General features: G+C 54.1%; 18 protein-coding genes. 12 read left to right on the top strand and 6 right to left on the bottom strand.

Annotated elements, in window-relative coordinates; translation table 11 throughout:
* Nucleotides 1–24: 24 nt before the first annotated feature.
* Together JE47_RS0112490 and JE47_RS0112485 are read right to left on the bottom strand one after the other, a co-directional pair.
* On the bottom strand, nt 25–1005 hold the full coding sequence (locus JE47_RS0112490) for a catechol 2,3-dioxygenase (protein ID WP_031460086.1): 981 nt from the start codon (nt 1003–1005) through the stop codon (nt 25–27).
* 21 nt (nt 1006–1026) lie between these two features.
* On the bottom strand, nt 1027–2622 hold the full coding sequence (locus tag JE47_RS0112485; protein ID WP_031460085.1) for a 4-hydroxyphenylacetate 3-hydroxylase N-terminal domain-containing protein: 1596 nt from the start codon (nt 2620–2622) through the stop codon (nt 1027–1029).
* A gap of 231 nt (nt 2623–2853) precedes the next feature.
* On the opposite strand from JE47_RS0112485, the gene JE47_RS0112480 reads away from it, so the two are divergent.
* From JE47_RS0112480 to JE47_RS0112435, 10 genes are all read left to right on the top strand, one after another.
* Nucleotides 2854–3663: an enoyl-CoA hydratase gene (locus JE47_RS0112480; RefSeq protein WP_031460084.1), complete on the top strand. Its 810-nt coding sequence runs from the start codon at nt 2854–2856 to the stop codon at nt 3661–3663.
* A gap of 615 nt (nt 3664–4278) precedes the next feature.
* A complete protein-coding gene (locus JE47_RS0112475; protein ID WP_031460083.1) occupies nt 4279–4989 on the top strand; it encodes a DnaD domain-containing protein in 711 nt (236 codons plus the stop codon).
* A 46-nt stretch (nt 4990–5035) separates the two neighbouring features.
* The gene (locus JE47_RS0112470) at nt 5036–5713 is read left to right on the top strand and encodes an ATP-binding protein (protein WP_031460082.1); all 678 of its coding nucleotides are present in this window, start codon (nt 5036–5038) and stop codon (nt 5711–5713) included.
* Between the two features lie 99 nt (nt 5714–5812).
* Nucleotides 5813–6742 carry an ornithine carbamoyltransferase gene (argF, locus tag JE47_RS0112465; RefSeq protein ID WP_031460081.1) on the top strand — a complete coding sequence of 310 codons (930 nt, stop codon included), beginning with the start codon at nt 5813–5815 and terminating at the stop codon, nt 6740–6742.
* Between the two features lie 25 nt (nt 6743–6767).
* Nucleotides 6768–10040 carry a tetratricopeptide repeat protein gene (locus JE47_RS0112460; protein ID WP_031460080.1) on the top strand — a complete coding sequence of 1091 codons (3273 nt, stop codon included), beginning with the start codon at nt 6768–6770 and terminating at the stop codon, nt 10038–10040.
* A 2-nt stretch (nt 10041–10042) separates the two neighbouring features.
* Nucleotides 10043–10873: a diadenylate cyclase CdaA gene (gene cdaA / locus JE47_RS0112455; RefSeq protein ID WP_031460079.1), complete on the top strand. Its 831-nt coding sequence runs from the start codon at nt 10043–10045 to the stop codon at nt 10871–10873.
* Nucleotides 10870–12252: a CdaR family protein gene (locus tag JE47_RS0112450; RefSeq protein WP_031460078.1), complete on the top strand. Its 1383-nt coding sequence runs from the start codon at nt 10870–10872 to the stop codon at nt 12250–12252. Before cdaA ends, JE47_RS0112450 begins: the two co-directional genes overlap by 4 nt.
* A 107-nt stretch (nt 12253–12359) precedes the next feature.
* Nucleotides 12360–13445 (top strand): inositol-3-phosphate synthase, encoded by a 1086-nt coding sequence (locus tag JE47_RS0112445; protein WP_031460077.1) that lies wholly within the window; start codon nt 12360–12362, stop codon nt 13443–13445.
* A gap of 85 nt (nt 13446–13530) precedes the next feature.
* Nucleotides 13531–14568 carry a glycosyltransferase family 2 protein gene (locus tag JE47_RS0112440; protein ID WP_031460076.1) on the top strand — a complete coding sequence of 346 codons (1038 nt, stop codon included), beginning with the start codon at nt 13531–13533 and terminating at the stop codon, nt 14566–14568.
* 44 nt (nt 14569–14612) lie between these two features.
* On the top strand, nt 14613–15365 hold the full coding sequence (locus tag JE47_RS0112435; protein ID WP_031460075.1) for an HpcH/HpaI aldolase family protein: 753 nt from the start codon (nt 14613–14615) through the stop codon (nt 15363–15365).
* Nucleotides 15366–15672: 307 nt separating this feature from the next.
* Here JE47_RS0112435 and JE47_RS0112430 read toward each other — a convergent pair whose 3' ends face one another.
* From JE47_RS0112430 to JE47_RS0112420, 3 genes are all read right to left on the bottom strand, one after another.
* Nucleotides 15673–16299: a GNAT family N-acetyltransferase gene (locus tag JE47_RS0112430; protein WP_031460074.1), complete on the bottom strand. Its 627-nt coding sequence runs from the start codon at nt 16297–16299 to the stop codon at nt 15673–15675.
* A gap of 41 nt (nt 16300–16340) precedes the next feature.
* The gene (locus tag JE47_RS0112425; protein WP_031460073.1) at nt 16341–17123 is read right to left on the bottom strand and encodes an enoyl-CoA hydratase-related protein; all 783 of its coding nucleotides are present in this window, start codon (nt 17121–17123) and stop codon (nt 16341–16343) included.
* A gap of 107 nt (nt 17124–17230) precedes the next feature.
* Nucleotides 17231–18202: an AAA family ATPase gene (locus JE47_RS0112420; protein ID WP_035419427.1), complete on the bottom strand. Its 972-nt coding sequence runs from the start codon at nt 18200–18202 to the stop codon at nt 17231–17233.
* A gap of 604 nt (nt 18203–18806) precedes the next feature.
* On the opposite strand from JE47_RS0112420, the gene JE47_RS0112415 reads away from it, so the two are divergent.
* Nucleotides 18807–19469, top strand: coding sequence for an ArsR/SmtB family transcription factor (locus JE47_RS0112415; protein WP_031460071.1), 663 nt, complete (start codon nt 18807–18809; stop codon nt 19467–19469).
* Nucleotides 19470–19509: 40 nt separating this feature from the next.
* Nucleotides 19510–20775, top strand: coding sequence for an MFS transporter (locus tag JE47_RS0112410; RefSeq protein WP_031460070.1), 1266 nt, complete (start codon nt 19510–19512; stop codon nt 20773–20775).
* A 55-nt stretch (nt 20776–20830) separates the two neighbouring features.
* Here the strand turns inward: JE47_RS0112410 and JE47_RS0112405 are convergent.
* Nucleotides 20831–21456: pyridoxal-phosphate dependent enzyme (locus JE47_RS0112405; protein WP_031460069.1), on the bottom strand; the 626-nt coding region annotated here is incomplete at its 5' end.

Here is a 21456-nt window from a genome sequence, read left to right as displayed (position 1 = left end):
GATACTGCGCTTCTTACCGTCCAATTAATCCGAAGCGAGCGCCGGTTCTTGTTCGTGAACAAGTGGCGTGCCGTAGAGGAAGAATTCACCGGGCAGGTTGCCACCGAACCAGACAATTCCAGCCGCCAGCGTCTCTTCTGTCCAGACAATGGGTTTCCACGCCGGATCGAAAATCAGGTATCCTGGATCACCAAACAGCTCAACCCGATTGCCACCCGGTTCGTAGACGTACATAAACATGGCCTGGCTGATACCGTGTTTACCGGGGCCAGCTTCAATAAAGATGCCCTGCTCACGGAAGACATCGGCCAGGTCATTCAGATTTTGCGGGTATCCGTACCAGTAACACACATGGTGGAGACGGCCACGGGCGCCCTTTCCGTCACGCATCAGGGCGATTTCATGAACGAGCGGCGATACGCTTAACCAACAACCAGCCTCCACGCCATCACTGAGTACAATATGTTCCCGTAGCCGGAAGCCGAGTTGTTCCATCAGGAATAGCTTGTTGACAGTTACATCCGACGCCAGCAGGTTAACATGATCGAGCCGACGTACCGGCACACCGCGTAACGGACGCTTTTGGGGACGATTAAGCAGAGGTGACTTCTGATTCTCGTCGGGTTGGAAGTATTCTACTTCCCAAAGAATCTCCATTGGGTGACCGTCTGGTGTTGTGAATTGATAGGATGGCCCATGACCAAGGTCACCATCTAGCCAGCCCTTACCTAACCCTGAAGATTCAATTGCCTTTACCCGTCGCTCAAGGGCTTGTGCTGAGCTTGCTCGCCAGGATACATGACCTAGTCCTGGTTCTTTGGCCTCGGTGATTTTGAGCGTATGATGATACCAATCTTCATAGGCGCGTAGATAGACCGATTGCCCTTGCTGGGTGGTTACCTCCATGCCAAGCAAGTCGCGGAAAAACCAGAGGGTTTGGTCCGGTTTTGGGGTGAGGATTTCGACATGGGCTAGCTGATGTGTGTCGAAGATCGGTTCACTCATAACTGCCTCCTTTTATGTTTACTAATGCTGCCTCATGACCACATTGACATCGGTTGGGTTGATCAAATCGGTCGTCGTCCAGCCGTCGAGATCGTATTCAGCCATGCAGCGCTCGGCAAAAGCCTTCATCTGCTCAGTCACACCCATCGCTGTCGCGGCCCCCAGTGTCTCGATACGAATGTTTTCGTGGTTGCCAGCGTAATTACGCTCATACAGTTCGTGTCGGCCACCGAATTCAGTACCAATCGCATCCCAGAGCAATTTCATGAGCTTGATCCGGTCGCACGCACTGTAGCCATTTGAGCCACGGACGAAACGATCAAGATAGGTTCGCACTTCAGGGTTCTTGAGATCGGCAGCGTGTGCGGGGAGATAAATCAGAGCGCTGGCTACATCCTTTTCAATCAGGTCCTTAATTTTGACATACGCATCCGGCGCCATGACACGATAAGCGAAAGCCGCTTCCAGGTTAGGTAGGAGATAACCATCAACCCAAGGCATCGGATTGCGTACCATCGCTTCTGTGAGTTGCCAGAAGAGGTTGCGGTAGGTGACAATCTCTCCCAGTCGTGCCTGTACACCTCGGAATTCGGCCACACCGGTTGCCTCTACGGCTTTGAGCATCAGACCGGTAATGAAATCGAGTTTGACGGCAAATCGTGTACCGCCGTGTAGGGGGAAGCGATGACCGAAGCCAGAAAGAGGGAAGAAGGTATTGACTTTCTCGATATCTCCGTAGACGAATACATTCTCCCACGGGATCAAGACTTGATCGAAGACCAGGATTGAGTCATTCTCATCCAGCCGACTCGATAGTGGGTAATCGAAGGGGCTTCCGGTTACAGCGGCATTGTATTCGTAGGAGGTGCGTGCAATGAGTTTTACGCCGGGGGCATTCATTGGTACGGCGAAAATTAGGGCAAATCGCTTGTCTTTAATTGGCAGTGGCCCGTAATGAGCAATAAAATTGACGTGAGTCAGTGCACTGCCGGTGGCGACAACCTTGGCACCTGAAACGATCAAGCCAGCATCGGTTTCCCGTTCAACGTGCATGTATACGTCGCTCACTTCGTCTGGTGGTCGGTTGCGATCAATTGGTGGATTAACAATCGCGTGGTTCCAGTAGATCAGCTCTTCTTGGGTCTTCCGATACCAGCGCCGAGCATTTTCCTGATATGGTGCATAGAATTCGGCATTAGCACCTAATGTACCGGTAAAAGCTGCTTTGTAGTCGGGTGCTCGTCCCATCCAGCCGTATACAGCCCGTTGTAATTCGGCAATCGTGTCGCGTGCCCGCACCAGATCATCAATCGTGCGTGAACTAGCGAAGAATGGGTGTGTCCAGCCACCACTGCCGGTATCGGTCGGAATTGTCCATTTCCAATGTTCTGGCCCACCCCGCTCGACATCTTCCCGATGAAGTTCGTGCAAACGATCGTACCAACGAGCAACCATTCGTGCTGAGTTACGGAAGGCCGGATGTGTAGTAACGTCTTTGACCCGCTCTCCCTGGAAGTAAACCACCCGATCATCGCGTAGGCTTTCCAGATACTCATGTCCATTCATTGGACGAGCCTCGGCTACGCTGGTTTCCGCTACCATTTCGGACACCGCCATGCTCCACCTCTCTGTGAAATAAAGTCCTAGCGCCGTTGCCGCGTCAGCGTGTTAGCTTAAATTTTTTCTTCGCGGTACTCTCGATTATAGAGTCAACAATTGCCCCTGTCGATACCTCTATTCGACATAGCCGAACGCAGGTAGAAATGGTGGAACACCCGCGTTGTTACTCTTTTTCGTGTACAATGATGGTAATCACCCCCCGTTAACACATCTATCAGGAGGATGACGATGGAAGAGCACGCAGGTGCAGGCGAACCATACGTGGTACGCGAGGTTGATCATCGTGGGGTTGTCTCCCTCACCCTTAATCGGCCACGCCAATTTAATGCGTTGTCGGAAGAGATGCTGGCTGCGTTGCAAAATGAACTTGATATGATTTCGGCTGACCCGCAAGCCCGTGTCGTGGTTTTGGCCGGCGCCGGTAAGGCTTTCTGTGCCGGGCATGATCTCAAGCAGATGCAGGCCCATCCTGAACAGAGTTATTATGAAGACCTCTTTGCCCGCTGTAGTCAAATGATGCTGACTATTCAGCGGATGCCGCAACCGGTTATTGCTCGTGTTCACGGGATAGCGACGGCTGCCGGTTGCCAGTTGGTGGCGATGTGTGACCTGGCTGTCGCCTCAACCGAAGCCCGCTTTGCCGTTTCTGGTATCAATGTTGGTCTCTTTTGTTCGACACCGTCGGTCGCCTTGTCGCGGAATATTGGGCGTAAGGCAGCATTTGAAATGTTGGTGACCGGTGCGTTTATCGATGCAGAAACGGCTCAGCGGCTGGGGTTGGTGAACCGGGTCGTTCCACCAGCAGAACTCGATGCCGAGGTGCAGCGATTAGTTGACGCAATACTCGCTAAACCAGCCGTGTCGATTGCGATTGGTAAATCGCTCTTCTACCGCCAGCTTGAATTGCCTATCGAAGAAGCTTATCGGATCGCTGGTCAAACGATGGCCTGCAATATGATGGAACCCTGTGCCCAAGAGGGTGTGGCAGCGTTTGTCGAGAAACGCCCGCCGGTCTGGGCGACGCCAGAGCGGGTCTGAGCGGGGGCCGGTGTTTCTTCAGGCCGGGCTGTTCTCCATTTTCACCCGCTCAGACCGCAGTCAAGAGCGGTATAGCGCGTTTCCGAACCTATCTGCAGCGCGTCTCTGCACGCGCTGCCCAGCTTTCGTTTTGATCTGCTACGAAATGTCGTATAAGAAAGTACAACATTGTAGAGTAATAATCCCTCTCTGTTCATCACTTTCCATATAGAGGGATGGTGTTCAGCGTGCTCAGTGTCGGGGTCTCTTCGCTCCTTCCCTTTCTCTGCTGGGCGAAAAGGGTCTGGGGGGAGGTAAGAAGGGTAACCAGAACACGATGCTCTTTCCTGCACTCGTTTCGTTTTTCGTTCTCTGCTCCTCTCCACTGCTGGGTAGATGAAAACGTTGAAACCCCTGTTCAAGAGGCTGCTTCGCTGACTGCACACCGTCGAGATGTGGTACCATGGATTCTCAGCATCGGTGCACCATCGCGGTCGTCAGCTCGATGGGTTCTGTGTACCAGACATCGAACTAGTCTTGACGCCAGACGATCAGGTACTGCATGCGCTACGCACAGTCAGGATGTATCATGAACCGGAAGAGCACGACCGGACATACCCCGGTAGTAGGTAAGCTATGACGTTCAGCGGCTTCACAACCGAACGACTGATCGGTATTCCACCAGAGTTTTTTACCGACGTGTTACCGGCGATTACGAAGCCGAGTGAACTTAAAGTTACCCTGCATCTCTTCTATCGGATCAGTCGTCTCCGCAGCCGTCCCCGTCGACTCAGTTGGGAAGATTTGCTGAACGACGATGTACTCCGCCGGTCATTACAAACACTCAGTGCCTTACGCTCGTTTGAAGAATTGCTCGATGAAGGGCTGGTTTCGGCAGTACGGCGGGGTACTGTGTTACATCTGGTCGAACCGCGTGATGGTCGGGTACGCAACTGGTACCTTATCAATACACCGGCTAACCGCGCCTGGGCAGAACAGGTCAAGGCCGGTGGCATTGTACCGCCGGCCGATGAACTCGATGGGGAACGACCAAGCCTGATCGAATTGTACGAACAAAACATTGGTCTGGTAACGCCGTTGCTGCTTGAAGAACTGCGTGCTGCCAGTGATCGCTATCCGGCGGAATGGCTGGAAGATGCGATTCGCGAGGCAGTACGAGCGAACGTGCGTTCGTGGCGTTATATTCAGCGCATGCTGGAGAGGTGGGCCACAAATGGACGAGAATCTGCGCCGTATCACACCGGACGACCTATCGATATTGAAAAATATACCCATGGCCAACTCGGACACCTCTTCCGCCGCGGAAGCGACGAGAGCGACCTCTGAAGCGGTGTGTCCGATCTGTCGTGGGGCCGGTTATTATACGCTCGATGTGCCGTATGGTGACCCCAACTTTGGTGTGCTGATCACCTGTCGGTGTAAACAGGCGGAGAAGGAACGGCGACGCTTTGAAGAGCTTGAACGACTCTCGAATCTGGCACCCTTGCGCGACAAAACCTTCGCCACCTTCGACCGCACGGTACCAGGGGTTCAACGTGCTTTTGCCCGTGCCTACGAGTATGCTCAAAGTCCGCAGGGCTGGCTGGTCTTGTTTGGTGGGTACGGCTGTGGTAAAACCCATCTGGCAGCCGCTATTGCCAATGAAGCGCTCAACCGCCACACACCGGTGCTTTTCACCGTTGTGCCCGATCTGCTCGATCATCTGCGCTCGACGTTTGGCCCGAATTCCGAAACGGCCTACGATGAACGCTTTGAGCTGGTGCGCGACGTGCCACTACTGATTCTCGATGATCTGGGCACCGAGAATACAACACCCTGGGCGCGGGAAAAACTTTACCAGATCATGAACCATCGGTATAATTATGCCCTACCGACGGTGATCACCAGTAATCGTGACCCGCAGGACATTGATCCACGGATTCTCTCGCGAATGTTTGATGCTGCGATCTGCCGGGAACGAATTTTGATTGAAGCAGGTGATTACCGCCGGTTAAGTCTTGAACAGCGTTACAATTCGCGCCGCCGCCGCCGCGATACGCCTCGTCCGTAACATACAGGGCGAATGGGTCAGTACACACGTTTGCGGTAGCGATCCTGAACAAGAACGACAAGCCGTTCGATGAGTTCATCAGAACAGAAAGACATTCCCATGACCTTGCGACATTTTCTCTCTGCATCCGATCTGAGCCGCACGGAAGCTGAGGCATTGTTAGATCGGGCAGCGGCACTCAAGGCCGCATGGCGCTCCGGAATGACCGATGATCGTCCTTTGATAGGGCAAACGCTGGCTCTCGTGTTTGAAAAGCCTTCCCTCCGCACGCGAGTAGCCTTCGAGGCTGGAATGACCCAGCTCGGTGGTCACCCTTCCTATCTCTCGGCCAACGACATCGATATGGGCGGGCGCGAGAGTGTCCCTGATGTGGCCCGCAATTTAAGTCGTTGGGTAGCGATTATTGCCGCTCGCGTCTTCAAACATGCTACAATCGAGACACTGGCCCGCTATGCCTCAGTGCCGGTCATTAATGCACTCTCTGATCGGGAACATCCGTGTCAGGCGCTGGCCGATATGCTGACCTTGCGCGAGCACTTCGATCATTTACAGGGTCTGACGCTAGCGTATGTCGGCGACGGAAATAATGTATGTCATTCGTTGATGTTGTTAGGAGTCACTCTGGGCGTCAATGTCCGAATCGGTTGTCCGCCCGATTACCGACCTGCTCCCGACATTGTCGAACTGGCAGAACAACTGGCCGACCGGAATGGCTCGACATTAACGATCACTGCCTCACCCCAAGAGGCTGTTACCGGCGCCGATGCAGTGTATACTGATGTCTGGGCATCGATGGGCCAGGAACACGAGGCAGCTCGTCGGCGTCCGGTCTTTACACCGTATCAGGTCAATGCAGCATTAATGGCACACGCTGCACCACATGCGCTGGCAATGCACTGTTTGCCGGCCCATCGTGGGGAAGAGATTACGGCAGATGTGATCGACGGGCCGCAGTCGGTAGTTTTTGAACAGGCAGAGAACCGACTCCACGTACAGAAGGCGCTCATTTTGCTTTTATTAGGAAAGTAGCGCCGATAACATGCGGAAAAACGCTATGGCAGGCAACCGGGCAATTTTTGATCGAGCGATAGAACAGTGTCGGCAAGCATCGGCGCAGGGACGTTGGGAGGATGCGCTACGGGCGGCAGCACGGGCATTGCAAGAATTCCCGCAAGATATTGAGGCATTGACCGCAGCCGCCGTCGCGCTCTACCAGACGAACCGGTTCGATAAGGCGTTACAGGCATTTCGTGATTTATACGAGAAAGACCGCACCAATGCCTTTTTCTTGAACTACATTGCACAGTGTTATCGGCAATTAGGGAATGTTGCGTCTGCGGTTGAGTCTTATCGTGCGCTCGCCGATCTCCATAGTACGCAGCGGCGTACCTTGCAGGCCGCCGAGGCGTTACGCGAATTACTCGCGCTTCAACCCGACCTCGATGATCAGCGTCGGCGGCTGGCGCAGCTCTATGAAGACATCGGTGCATTGCCTGAAGCTGCCGACACGCATCTGGAAATTGCTCAGCGTCTCATTGCCCAGGGCGATCTGGCCGCCGCATTGCAGGAAGCAGAATGGGCACTTCGTCTTGTACCTAACCAGCGTACTGCCCGTGAACTGGTAAATCGGCTCCGTGAACAAGTCGGTGGGCAACCGGTTGCTTCTCCTGCAATGCGCGGCACGAGTGGTTTGCGTCCTGCGTATCCAACCGGTGCTCTCCGGGGTTCCGCCTCGCAACCCGAACAACTGGTGGCCGAAGCAATAGCGTGCCAGCAAGCAGGTGATGAAGAACGAGCGATCTCGCTTTACGAACAGGCTTTGCAGGCCGGTCTCGAACGGGCCGATGTTCTCTATTCGCTTGGCTTGCTCTACCAGACCCACGGTAATCTTAAAGCCGCGGTCAGTGTCCTTACACGGGCAGCGACCGATCCTGAATATGCCCTTTCGGCGCATTTTGCATTAGGGCAAGTTTACCGCGATCTCGGTCAGTTACCCCAGGCTGCACAAGAGTTTGAGCTCACTATCGGGCTGGTCGATCTAGAGACGGTCGGAAAAGCGGAAGTTGATGACCTGATCGCGATGTACGAGAGTGCAGCCACGATCTACGAGCAAATAGGCGATCTGGCTCGGGCATCATCGTTGTACGGTACGCTGGCCGATTTTCTCGCCAGCAAGCGATGGGGGCGCGAGCGGGCGGCTGAATTTAGGAGTCGCGCCAAAGAGCTTGCTGACCGCAACATGTTTGCCAAGCTCCGTACTATTGGCACCGGCGTCTTGCAGCCTCAGCCTGTCTCCGCAGATGCGGAACCGGCCGAACCCGAAATAGATAGCGGGCGCTGGGGAAAGATACGTCCGATTACCGACTTTCTTCGTTCGGGAACGGTACCTGATGACGATCAGGCACCGGCTGCCGAACCGACATCTCTCGAGCAATTACCGTTGCTCGAACGGATGAGTGCACCGACAGTATTATCAACACCCGAATTTCCACCGCCAACACCCCTTGATCCAACCGGTCTCGATGAAGTGGCGGCGGGATGGTTAGAACTGAGTGGCACCTACCTTGCCCAGGGTCTCCTTGATGCGGCGTTGGATGCCTGCATGGAGGTGATCCACCACAATGTTGATTACCTCCCGATTCACTTACGTATGGGTGAAATCTACGAGCGACAGGGGCGCCCCGAAGAGGCATTGGCGAAGTATCAGTTGTTGATCGAAACCTATCGCGTGCGTGGCGAGCCAGAAAAGGCAATTGATGTCTATTTTCGCTTTATCGAACTCTCGCCCGATGCCGTCAACGCTCGCTCGAAACTGGCCGAACTGCTCAAACAGGCAGGAAGGATTGATGAAGCAGTGCAGCAACTGTTACAAGTTGCCAACACCTATTTTCGCCTTGGGCAAACGAATAAAGCTCTGGAAGAGTTTCGGCGCTTGATCCAATGGGCACCGCAACACCGTGAAGTGCACGCGCAGTACGGGCTTGCCCTGCTCAAACTCGAACGGTTTGAAGCTGCGCTTGATGAATTTCGACAGGCTCTTGAGTTGGGTTCACCCGATGATCCGGTAGCACTGGCCCGGTTGAATATTACGCTCGCGTTAATGGGTGACCAACCAAATGTGATCTGGGATTCACTGGCAACGGTGTTGGCGCAATTGCAGAAACATCCTACCGAATTTGCTGCGGTGCAAGCCGAATACCGTGCTGCATTACTAATAGCCGATCGCGCCTTACTGCACTATCTCCTGGCAGTGATCCAGCAGCAGCACGAACAGCACCATCTCGCTCTGCTTGAGCTAGAACAGGCCCAAATTCTGCTGGCAAGCGAACCCGATCCGATGCTTCCACCGGCATTGGTCTACCGTGCGGCTGCTGATAGTTATATCGCTCTCGGCCAGGCCGAAGCAGCACTTGAACAGTTGCGTCGTGGTCAGGCAGTTGCCGATCAGACTTCTCCTGAAACATCGATACGCTATCCTTTTGCTAAGCCGCCATCGCGCGGTGAGTTGGTTCGACGGATGGCCGAAGCGTATGCCATCAGTGACGATCTGGCCGGTGCTGAACAGGCCTTGCTCGAAGCCAAACGACTTCTGCCGTATGATCGTACCATCTATACCAAACTGGCTGAAGTGTACTTCCGGCAAGGAAAGTTAGCCGAGTCGCTTGCGCAACTTGATGAGATGGCTACCTACTACGAAGAACGGCAACAGCTTGATCGAGCTATTGAGATGCTCGAATATGCGGTACGGCTGGCGCCAAACCATATCGGTATGAGTGATCGTCTGGCTCGGATGCAACTGCGCCGTGGGTATCTCGAACAAGGGCTGGCCGGACTGGTGCGTGTCAGTGAATTACAAAAACGGGCCGGTCAATTGAAAGATGCGGTCGCTTCGTTGCAAGAAGTTGCTCAAACGTACTGGATGCTTAGCGATCACGAACGCGCTCGCGAAATGTACGATCGTATTTTGCAAATTGCGCCGAACGATATCGATGCCCGTCAATGGCTGGCATTGATGCATACCCTGGCCCGCCGCACGAAAGAAGCGATCAGCGAGAAAAAGCAGATTGCTCGTATCTTCGCCCAACAACGAGATTACGATAACGCCATCGCCGAGCTACACCAGATTATTGCGCTCGATCAACAGGACATGGAAGCCTACTTTATGCTGTACGATATGCTAATGCGGCGCGAAGAATACGGACAAGCAAGTCAGCTCTGTCGGCGGATGCTCAAGATGCCAGGGATTGAGACGGAACGAGTCGAAGCAATGTTGAGCGCCGCCAATCGTATGCTTGAACAACGCAAGCCGGCGCCGCCACAGAGTTAGCAATGATAGAACTTGAGCGTCTCTGGGCGCGGTTAAATCCGTTTACCTCGCCATTTGCGCTAATCGATATTCTCATTGTTGCGGCATTCTTCTACTGGCTGCTGGGAATTGTCCGTGGCACGCGAGCCGTACAATTGCTCCGTGGTGTCGGTATTCTGTTGGTAATATCGTTTCTGATGCCATCTGTTGCCAGTGATCGCCTGACTCTGCTCAACTGGCTGGTGGTAAATGTTATCTCGCCGGCGTTGATTGTTGCGATCCCGGTGCTCTTTCAGCCTGAATTACGACGTGCGCTCGAAAGTTTGGGCCGTTCAAGCGATCTCTTTGGCCGACCGTTCGGCGGAGCCAACCGCTCAGAGTTGCTGGAAACGATCCATGTTATCAGTCGTGCCGCAGCACAACTCTCGCAGCAAGGAGTCGGTGCGCTGATGGTGATCGAGCGGCGCACTCAGTTACAAGAATTTGCCGACCGTGGTGTGATCCTCGATTCGCGAATTTCGATACCGCTCTTGCTCAATATTTTCTATCCGAATGCACCTCTGCACGATATGGCGGTTATTATCCGCGGGAACCGCATCCTGGCTGCCAATGTGGTCTTACCGCTCAGTGAAGATATTGCCGGACCACGTCGCTACGGTACCCGTCATCGGGCGGCGAAAGGGATTACTGAACAGACTGACGCGCTGGCGGTTGTCGTTTCAGAAGAGACCGGTGCAATTTCGTTGGTGAGCGATGGCCGCATCGTAAGTTATCTCACCGAGGCACGTCTGCGCACAATGTTAGCCGATCTCATGCAGGTGCCGCTTGACACAGAGACGAAGAGGGCGGCATGAGTAGCGTTCGTTCGGCCATCTTACGCGCCTTACTGGCAATGGGCTTAAGTTTCGCTCTCTGGTCATTTGTTTCGTTCAGTGAAAATCCAGAAGAGACGGTGCGCTTCGACGATTTGACGCTACAAGTGGTTGGTCTGAGCGAAGATATGGTGGTCGTTGATGCCAATGGTCTACCAACGACGATCTTCCCCTCGGTTGATGTCACCCTACGCACCGACCGCCGTCAGCGTTCGGAACTACGACCGGTTGATATTCGGGTTGTGGCCGACCTAAGCGGGCTAGGGCCGGGTGATCATGTGGTACCGATTAACGTCCAGGCTACCCGTAGTAATATCTCGTTTAGCATCCCCCCCAATGGTGTTGAACCTGCCGCTATTAATATCCGGATCGAACCAATCGAGACGGTAAAGGTACCGATTAATCTGGACATTCTTGGTTCACCACCGTTTAGTTTTGAACGGGGTGAGCCAGAAGTGCGCTACAACGGCGCTCCGATCAGTACGGTTACGGTCAGCGGTCCACAGAGTCGGGTGATGCGGGTAACTGCGGCCCGCACTGTTGCTAACATTGCCCAACTCCGCGCTTCATACGTGGCGACACTCAACCTGACCCCGGTTGACGCCAGTAATCAGCCGGTTGAAGGGGTACAAGTACAACCGGCAACCGTGACCGTTACCATCCCGATCAACCCGGTTGTTGGCCTGCGGCTCGTGCCGGTGTCGCCGGTTATTATCGGCACTCCGGCGCCGGGCTTCGTCGTCACCGGCATCAACGTTGAGCCGCCGTTAATTACGTTGACCGGTAGCTCTGGCCCGCTTGATACTATTAGTTTTTTGGCAACTGAAGCGATCGATATTGCCGATGCCCGCGAGACGGTGGTGCGAATTGTGCCGCTTGTTGTGCCAGCAGGTACCTCGCCAGCTCAAAACGAACCAAACGCAGTACGGGTTACCGTTCAGATCACACCAATTCCGCTGCCATTTCAAGTACGTTTGCCGGTGGAGGTGACACTCACCGGGCTCGGTAGTGGATTGACGGCGGTCGTGTCGCCAAATGTGGTTGAGATGACCTTTGCCGGTACCAGCGACCGATTGAACGCATTGGCTGCTACTCCGCTCGTGGTAACGCTTAACTTAAACGGGCGAGGTGTTGGTGTCTATCAGTTCAAGGTACAGCCGCTCCTCCCCGACGGCGTTCGGCTGGTGGGTGAACCGCCAGAGGTCACCGTCTCTATCGTGTCGGTGCCAACCCCAACCCCCATGCCGACCCCAACGCCTGAGCCATCACCCGAAACTGAGCCAACCCCAACGCCCACGCTGACCCCAACGCCTAAGCCATCACCTGAAACCGAGCCAACCCCAACGCCAGAAGGGGGATAATGGCCTATTTTACAAAGTACCGTAACAAGAGTACAATGGCGTGTTGATCCATGCCGCCATGTTGCGGCTACCGCCTCAGGAAGCTATGTTGAAAGGAAAGAAGCGCTGTGAGCAAGAAGATCCGCGTTGCGATTATTGGCGTTGGTAATTGCGCCTCGTCATTAGTGCAGGGTGTTCATTACTACCGAAACGCTCGTGATGGCGATGACATTCCCGGTTTGATGCATGTCAATCTGGGGGGCTATCACGTCGGCGACATTGAGTTTTCGGCCGCGTTTGACATTGCCGATACCAAGGTTGATCGCGATCTGGCCGAGGCAATCTTCGCTGAACCGAACAATACCTACCGTTTCGCCGATGTACCAAAACTGGGAGTACCGGTGTCACGCGGGATGACGCATGATGGCATCGGGAAGTATCTCAGCACGGTGATCCGTAAATCGAAGCGGGATACCGATGATATTGTACGGATTCTGCGCGAGACGCACACCGATGTCGTGGTCAACTTTCTCCCTGTCGGTAGTGAAATGGCAACCAAGTGGTATGTCGAGCAGGTACTTGACGCCGGTTGCGCATTTATCAACTGTATTCCGGTCTTTATTGCCAGCCAGGAGTACTGGCGACGTCGCTTTGAAGAGAAGGGATTGCCGATTATCGGCGACGACATCAAGAGTCAGGTTGGCGCAACCATCACTCATCGCGTCTTGACCACACTGTTCAAAGAGCGAGGTGTGCGACTTGACCGCACCTATCAGTTGAACTTCGGCGGGAATACCGACTTCCTCAATATGCTCGAACGCGAGCGTCTTGAGAGCAAGAAGATCAGCAAGACCAAGGCCGTAACGTCACAGTTGGGCTATGAACTCCCCGCCGAGAATGTGCATGTCGGACCGAGCGATTACGTACCCTGGCTCGGTGACCGCAAGTGGTGCTACATCCGTATGGAAGGCACCACCTTTGGTGACGTGCCGATCAACCTCGAATTAAAACTAGAGGTTTGGGATTCGCCAAACTCGGCTGGAGTGGTGATCGACGCCATCCGCTGTGCCAAGCTGGCGCTTGATCGCGGGATCGGTGGCGCCTTGTATGGACCGAGCAGTTATTTTATGAAGACTCCACCGCGTCAGTTCACCGATTACGAAGCGCGTGAACTAACCGAACGCTTCATCCGTGGCGAAATCGGAGCCAAATAGGGGATTTCAGCGGCCTTTGTGACGCACACAAGGGTAGGGGCAGCGTATGGAGCTGCCCCGCAACAAGGATGATAGCAGGATGGGCATGAAACTGATCGTCCAGATTCCAGCCCTCAATGAACGTGATACTATCGGCGATGTCATTCGCGCCATTCCCCGTCAGATTCCCGGCGTGGATCAGGTTGAGGTACTTGTTATCGATGATGGCTGCACCGATGACACTGTTGCAGTCGCGCTGAGCGCTGGTGCCGATCATGTTGTGCGCCACACCGCCAACAAAGGATTGGCAACTGCCTACCAGACCGGGATTGATACCGCATTACGCCTTGGTGCTGACATTATTGTCAATACCGATGCCGATAACCAGTATCCTGGAAGTGAGATTCCCCTCCTGATTGCCCCAATCCTAACTGGGAAAGCCGATATTGTCATCGGTGATCGGCAGGTTCATCAAATCGAACACTTCTCACCGTTGAAAAAGGTGCTTCAACACGTCGGAAGTGCTGTGGTGCGTTGGGCTTCCGAGACCAACGTCCCCGATACTGTTTCCGGATTTCGTGCACTCTCCCGTGAAGCTGCGCTTCGTACCTTCGTCACCTCGGATTTTTCATACACCGTAGAAAATCTGATTCAGGCTGGCAAACGTCGGCTCACGATTGTCGCGGTACCGATAAAAACTAACCCTGTGCAACGACCCTCGCGCCTCCATCGCGGTAACTGGAATTTTGTCAAACGGCAGGCTGCCATCATTGCCCGTACCTACACAACCTACGAACCGCTGAAAGTATTCAGTTATATTGCACTCTTCTTCGCTGTCCCCGGAGTTCTTCTTCTTGCCTGGGCAGCGACGGTTTTCATCGGTCGCCGTCTGGGTGTGTTATCAGCTTCTAACGATCAGTCGTTGTTGGTCGGGAGCGTACTGGTTTTAATGGCGTTGATCATTTTTCTGATCGGATTATTGGCCGACCGTATCGGTGGCGTTCGTCGGTTACAGGAAGAGATACTCTACCGTACCCGTGCGAATCTGGTTGAACAAGAAGCGTGGCGACGCACAGTTAGCGCCCGTCTTGATCGGATCGAGCGGGCACTCGGCGTAACGGTGAATGACGAGCCGGATGAATAACAGTGCATTCGATACCCGTTCTACAATGAGATGGAGATAGACGTATGACGGACCAACTGCGTCAACGCTGGGCCGCTAACACAGTAGTTTATAATGCGTGGCTCACCATCCCTAGTCCATGGAGTGCCGAGTTGTTGGTAGCAGCCGGCTTTCCGTCACTAACCATCGATCTCCAGCACGGCCTGATCGACGATCCCACCGCTTTACAGATTCTCCACACTATCGACCAGCGGCAGTGTCCGGTTTTTGTGCGCTTAGCCTGGAATGAGCCGGCGGCAATTATGCGTGCTCTCGACCGTGGCGCAACAGGAATTATCGCCCCCCTCATTACTGGGCCAGATGACGTGCGGGCATTGGTGGCTGCCTGTCGCTTCCCACCAGAAGGGATTCGGAGCTACGGGCCGGTACGGGTTGGGGTTGTGCACGGAGTAGCCGAGCCAGCGATGGTTGCCCGCATCCCGGTTATCTTCCCAATGATTGAAACTGCCAGTGCCCTTGATCAAATTGAGGCAATTGCTGCGACGCCCGGTATTGCCGGTCTCTACATTGGACCGGCCGATCTCAGTTTGAGCCTTGGTCTGCCGATACCGGTTGATTTTTCGGCCCCCGCTTTCCGGGCCGTTCTCAGTCGCGTCGTTGAAGTTTGCCAGCAGCATAACGTGGTTGCCGGTATTTACGCCAGTCCAGAATGGGCTGCCGACCTAGCTGCGCTGGGGTTTCGCTTCATTACTATCGTCAATGACAGTGACTTGATCACGCGCGGAGCGATTGCCGCCTTACGCCACGTCGCCCCCTAGGTGAGTAAAGCTATGCTTCAGCACAGGATGCCAGCGCGGTGCGATGACAGAATCGCGCTGCGTTCAATACGAATATACTCGTGGAACGTATGCGGTGATTGTTGATGCCAGCGCCTGCAACTTTGGTCTGATCTGCAAGAGTGATTGCCCACAGGGAGCTATCTGACGTCCATTTAGCGCCTATCCGAATCATCCATGACATCACGACGGATGAACCTCGGCGATTGATGTAATGCGATTCACGAGGAGGGGTGAGGCACCGCCTAGCCCCTCCTCTACGACGATAGTCACGGAGCGCCGATCCGACCTATCCTGTCAACACCTTCTCCATCACCAGACTTGACCAGCTCAACCGGGAACGCCAGCCGTCTAGACGCCAGATTTCGCGGTAGCCAAGCCGCTGGTAGAAGCGTTGGGCAGCCGTGTTATGCTGCAACACTTGCAGACGAGAACGTTCCAGCCCGCGTGCCTGAATCTGAGCTTCCAGCGCGCTCATCAATAGTTGTCCGGCACCTTGACCCCGCACCGGCGCAGATACAACCACTGAATGGATCAACGCACTGTGTCGGTTCGTGTGGCGATACACTCCAAAAAGGGTACGAACAACCGCCATCGCTAGCTTGAGTGTCGGTACTAGCCCAAGCTCACGCAGCGCCACTGCGATCGTTCCCTGTGGCGCACGTTCATAAGCCGGTTCGGTAGGAAACTGCACCATACCGGTTCCGACAACCTGCTGCTGCTCATCACACACAACCAGTCGATGCTGCAGTGCAGCTTCACCGTTTGCACGCAGGGTGTAGGCCAGGAGCTGTTCCTGACCACATTGGGAGCCGCTCAGTAAACCGGGTAATTCGGCATGATACAGTTCAACAATCAGGCGAGCCAGGGCGGGTATATCGGCACTGGTCACAGGGCGAACGATAAAAGCAGGCATACGATCCGACCCTTACACTGTACAAATGGCGCATCCCGAACCTATCGCTCTGGTACCCAAGGTGGTGATTGCCGGTTGAGAAATGCGCGTACCCCGGCCTGACCTTCAGTACCGGTACGGGCAGTGGCAATGGCCTCAACCGACAGGCGACGTATTTCTTCGATGGAACCGGTACGAACCACCTGTAGCAGGGCTTTACTGAGCGCAATTGCCCGTGGCCCGCCACGTAAGAGGTCACCGACCACCTGGTCTACCGCCTGATCGATCTGAGCTGAGGGAACTACTTCGTGCACCAACCCGATAGCCAACGCCTGATCCGCTTTGATCCGCCGCCCGGTCACAAACAGTGCACGAGCGTGACCCAAACCAATTTTGGCAGTGACAAAGCGGGCGATCACCGCTGGCAGCAATCCCAATCGTACCTCGGTGAGACCAAAGGTTGCCTCTTCAGCAGCAACGACATAGTCGGCACAACAGACAAGCCCTACACCCCCGCCAAGGGCAGCTCCATGCACGCGCGCAACAACCGCCTGCGGTAATGTATCGAGGGCGGTAAACATTTCATCGAGCCGCGAGGCGTCGGCCAGATTTTCCTCACGCGAATAAGCAAGACTGGCCTGCATCCAGTTCAGATCGGCGCCGGCGCAAAATGACTGTCCCTCACCTTGTATAACGAGCACGCGGAGCACCGGATCAGCCCGAATCTCAGTGCAAATTTCGGTAATGCCAGCAATCATCTCAGGGTTAAACGCATTATGCACTGTTGGCCGTTGTAATGTTAGGGTCGCAACCGGCCCGTCACGGGTGAGTGTAAGCACTGCCATGGCGATTCCCTTCCTTTGGTTACAAGTACCACCTTACCGAACTCATTGCAGGAGCGGCACAGCGCAAAGATAGTGACCATCGCAACGCTCTAATCCCTTCACAAGACCTACTCTAGGGGCAATTCGACACTCTCTAATACCTCAGCCAGTATATCGGCGCTGGTACGACCACGCAACGTCGCTGCCGGGCGCACCAACAACCGGTGTTGCAAAACCGGCACAGCCAACGCCTTGTAATCGTCAGGCAGCACATAATCGCGCCCGGCCAATACTGCCCGTGCCTGACCGGCGCGAAACAATGCCAGAGTCGCCCGTGGACTCATCGCCAATGCCAGATCGGGGTGATGACGCAGAGCATGAGCCAGGCGAACCAGATATTCGCGTAACGATGGCGCTACCCGCACCGCATAGATCATCCGTTGCAAATCGGGAAGTCGCGAACCATCAACTGCTGCCGTCACCTTGAAAATAGGATGCTCACCGGCCAGCAGTGTCAACATGTGCAATTCTTCTTCCGGCGAAGGATAACCGAGGCGTATTTGGAGCAGAAACCGATCAAGCTGTGCTTCCGGTAAAGGAAAGGTGCCCTCAAACTCAATTGGATTCTGAGTTGCGATCACTAAAAACGGCTCTGGCAAACGATGGGTCACTCCATCGATACTCACCTGTGCTTCCCCCATCGCCTCGAGCAACGCGCTTTGTGTGCGCGGTGTAGCACGATTAATCTCATCGACCAGCACAATATGACTAAACAACGGGCCAGGTTGGAACACGAACTGACCGTTCTGAGGTCGGTAAACACTCACCCCCGTGAGATCGTTGGGCAGCAGGTCTGGCGTACACTGCACCCGCTGAAAACGCAGCCCTAACGACAGCGCCAGGGTTCGAGCCAGCATAGTCTTTCCAACCCCAGGAACATCCTCGATTAACACATGACCACCACACAGCAGTGCGATCAACAAGAGATCGATAGCAGCAGTCTTACCAACGATCACCTGTTCCACATTTGTCCGCACGCGCTGGACAAAATCGGTAAGCAGGTGCAGATTACTTAGCGAGGGAGAACGTTGTGCATTCACGAGAAGATATTCCGTCAGCTAAAAGCGATCTTCGATAGACAGATTATACCCGATTGGCAGAATTGGTTGACACCCCATATCGCACATTATCCCACATTATCCCACATTATCCCACATGGGTTACGGTGGGTGTTAAACATTATACGAGCAAATGTTCTACATCTGCGGTGGATGATTCTCGCCTACATCTAACGGCAAGGACAGTTCAAGTGTGTAACACTTAGTCGTTGTTCTGTCGTCACTCAGCCGCATTTGCTCTGCCCACCCTATTATGTACAGTTTCACCAGTAGACTGCTATCTATTGCGGGATACCGTTGCGGTTTTGGGATGACCGATGATCTGCCGTCCGTATCTTTATGATAGCAAATTAGCATTCTCGCGAGTTGTCTGATTCAAGTTTGATAATAAGGACGATCTGAAAAATCTGCTTGCAGGAGAAGATTGGTCTAGGTGCCGCAGCGCAGCGTCCGGACATCCATCGCAGCGTTTCTTTCGTCGGAGCCGTCGCTAACTCTACGTTCTAGAGCTGGCAACGCAGAGATTGACAAAGGTGATGGTATGGTGTATCCTTGTCTTCAAATATTTAACAAATCTATTGAAAATATGAACAGAGCGGCAAAAGAACAACTCTTTCAACAAATCGCCATAGTGACCCAGGCACTTGCCAATCCTCATCGCCTCGAACTGCTAGATCTGCTCGTGCAAGCACCTCGCAGTGTCGAACAGCTTGCTCTTGCCAGTGGAATGAGCATAGCTAACACTTCACAACACTTGCAACGCTTGAAACAGGGCGGTCTGGTGATCGGCGAAAGGCAGGGAACGACCGTTCGGTACCGTCTGGCCGATCCGGCGGTGGTACGTCTCTGGAGCGAGGTGCGCAATATTGCCGTACAGCAACTTGCCGGTGTCGAGCGGGCAATCGAACGGTACCGACCCAAACGTCAACAATTTCCGGTCATTTCAATGGAAACATTGCGAGCAGGTATCAGACGTGGCGAGATTTTTCTCCTTGATGTACGTCCGGCTGAGGAATTTGCTGCTGCTCATCTGCCCGATGCAACTTCGATCCCGCTTACCGAACTGCCAACCCGAATCGATGACTTGCCGATGGATAAGCTGATAGTGACCTATTGTCGCGGCCCACTCTGTAGCTACGCTGATGAGGCGCTATCACTCATCTTCGCTAGTGGTCGCCGTGGTGCACGTTTAGAGGAAGGGATTGCTGAATGGCAATTGGCCGGATATCCGATTGTGCAGACGTTGTAGCGTAAGCCATATATGTAACGCTCTACCACTAGTGATTCTGATGCCTCTAAATGAGTTACAATCCGTAGTACCTACACGCACCCTCGGTCTGCGTGAAAATTGGTCGCAGTTTACCCTGCTGGTACTCGTCAACGCCTTTGTTGGCGGGATGGTCGGTATTGAGCGAACGGTTTTACCACTATTAGCTGGAGCTGAATTTGGGTTAGCCTCACATCTTTCTACCCTTCATTTCATTGTCAGTTTTGGGTTGGTGAAAGCCATCACAAACTTGTTTGCCGGAGGAATCAGTGAACGAATCGGACGTAAACGAACACTTATTGCCGGTTGGCTCAGTGGGCTGCCCGTACCGCTGATCATTATGTTTGCCCCTGACTGGAGTTGGGTCGTTTTCGCAAATGTCTTGCTCGGCATAAACCAGGGATTATGCTGGTCAACGACTGTTATCATGAAAATTGATCTGGTAGGACCAACTCGCCGCGGCCTGGCGATGGGGTTAAATGAGGCTGCCGGGTATCTGGCAGTCGCCCTGGCAGCACTGGGAGCCGGGTATCTGGCAGCAGTAACAAGTCTTCGTCCAGAACCGTTCTGGCTCGGTATCATATTTGTACTGGCCGGATTACTTATTTCAGTCTTTTTTGTACACGAGACCAAAGACTTTGTGGCCCTGGAAGTCCATCAACATCGTCGTACCACATCCACTACGTTTCAACCAGAAACTTTTACCAGGGTATTTTTGCTAACAAGCTGGCGAAATCGTAACCTCTTTGCAGTGAGTCAGGCGGGTCTGATCAACAATCTCAACGATGGTATGGCCTGGGGCCTGTTCCCGGTTTTCTTTGCTATGGTCGGCTTATCGCTTAGCGAAGTAGGTATTCTGGTGGCGATATATCCGGCAGTTTGGGGATTGCTACAACTTGTGACCGGTGCCATATCCGATCATATCGGGCGGAAAAAGCTGATTGCTGGTGGGATGCTGATACAGGCGATTGCTATCTGGCTCTTACCGACAACCAACAACTTTTGGGAATGGGTTGGCGCGAGTGCACTGCTAGGGGTTGGCACAGCGCTGGTCTATCCGACCTTGTTAGCGGCAATTGGTGATGTTGCTCATCCGAGCTGGCGTGCTACCGCAGTAGGGGTTTATCGCTTTTGGCGTGATAGCGGTTATGTGATCGGTGCCTTACTGGCAGGCATTCTAGCCGATACCCTGGGCATATCCTGGTCAATGTGGGTGATTGGTGCCCTAACTTTTCTTTCTGGCGTGTTAGTAGCAGTGATCATGAGAGAACAGGGAGCAGTGATGTGAAAGGGGCGCAGCACCGCTGCGCCCGTCCATCAGGATGGATTGGTGGGGGCGTCTTTTACTCCTCGGCAAAGAGCGGTGTGGAGAGATAACGCTCACCATTTGAAGGCACGATAAAGACGATCAACTTCCCGGCGTTCTCTGGGCGGCGGGCAACGCGCAAGGCAGCCGTTGCGGCAGCACCGCTCGAAATACCGACCATCAGCCCTTCTTCGCGTGCCAGACGACGTGCCATCGCAAAGGCATCTTCATTACTCACCTGCTGAATCTCGTCGAGAATACTGGTATTCAGAACATCAGGGATAAAACCGGCACCAATGCCTTGAATCTTGTGGGGGCCGGGTTTACCACCTGACAATACCGGTGATGCCTCTGGTTCGACCGCTACAATCCGTAGACTCGGTCGACGTGGTTTAAGCACTTCACCAATACCGGTCAGCGTGCCACCGGTACCGACGCCACCGACCACAATATCAACCTGCCCATCGGTGTCACGCCAGATCTCTTCGGCTGTCGTCGCCCGGTGGATAGCCGGATTGGCCGGATTCTTAAATTGCTGCGGCATAAAGCTATTCGGGATTTCAGCCAGTAGCTCTTCGGCACGAGCAATTGCACCGCGCATCCCCTCGCTGCCCGGTGTTAATATCAGCTCGGCGCCAAAACCGCGTAGCAACTTACGCCGCT

The organism is Chloroflexus sp. MS-G (assembly GCF_000735195.1).
GTDB lineage: Bacteria > Chloroflexota > Chloroflexia > Chloroflexales > Chloroflexaceae > Chloroflexus.
The sequence above is the reverse complement of the archived record's forward strand: the minus strand, read 5'-3'. Positions and strand labels throughout refer to the sequence as shown.

Bases quoted from the DNA above. Each gene is read 5' to 3' on its own strand.
- argF (WP_031460081.1), top strand. From the start codon at position 5,813: ATGACCTTGCGACATTTTCTCTCTGCATCCGATCTGAGCCGCACGGAA.
- JE47_RS0112450 (WP_031460078.1), top strand. From the start codon at position 10,870: ATGAGTAGCGTTCGTTCGGCCATCTTACGCGCCTTACTGGCAATGGGC.
- JE47_RS0112415 (WP_031460071.1), top strand. From the start codon at position 18,807: ATGAACAGAGCGGCAAAAGAACAACTCTTTCAACAAATCGCCATAGTG.
- JE47_RS0112485 (WP_031460085.1), bottom strand. From the start codon at position 2,622: ATGGCGGTGTCCGAAATGGTAGCGGAAACCAGCGTAGCCGAGGCTCGT.
- cdaA (WP_031460079.1), top strand. From the start codon at position 10,043: ATGATAGAACTTGAGCGTCTCTGGGCGCGGTTAAATCCGTTTACCTCG.
- JE47_RS0112430 (WP_031460074.1), bottom strand. From the start codon at position 16,299: ATGCCTGCTTTTATCGTTCGCCCTGTGACCAGTGCCGATATACCCGCC.
- JE47_RS0112490 (WP_031460086.1), bottom strand. From the start codon at position 1,005: ATGAGTGAACCGATCTTCGACACACATCAGCTAGCCCATGTCGAAATC.
- JE47_RS0112460 (WP_031460080.1), top strand. From the start codon at position 6,768: ATGGCAGGCAACCGGGCAATTTTTGATCGAGCGATAGAACAGTGTCGG.
- JE47_RS0112480 (WP_031460084.1), top strand. From the start codon at position 2,854: ATGGAAGAGCACGCAGGTGCAGGCGAACCATACGTGGTACGCGAGGTT.
- JE47_RS0112475 (WP_031460083.1), top strand. From the start codon at position 4,279: ATGACGTTCAGCGGCTTCACAACCGAACGACTGATCGGTATTCCACCA.
- JE47_RS0112425 (WP_031460073.1), bottom strand. From the start codon at position 17,123: ATGGCAGTGCTTACACTCACCCGTGACGGGCCGGTTGCGACCCTAACA.
- JE47_RS0112435 (WP_031460075.1), top strand. From the start codon at position 14,613: ATGACGGACCAACTGCGTCAACGCTGGGCCGCTAACACAGTAGTTTAT.
- JE47_RS0112410 (WP_031460070.1), top strand. From the start codon at position 19,510: ATGCCTCTAAATGAGTTACAATCCGTAGTACCTACACGCACCCTCGGT.
- JE47_RS0112440 (WP_031460076.1), top strand. From the start codon at position 13,531: ATGAAACTGATCGTCCAGATTCCAGCCCTCAATGAACGTGATACTATC.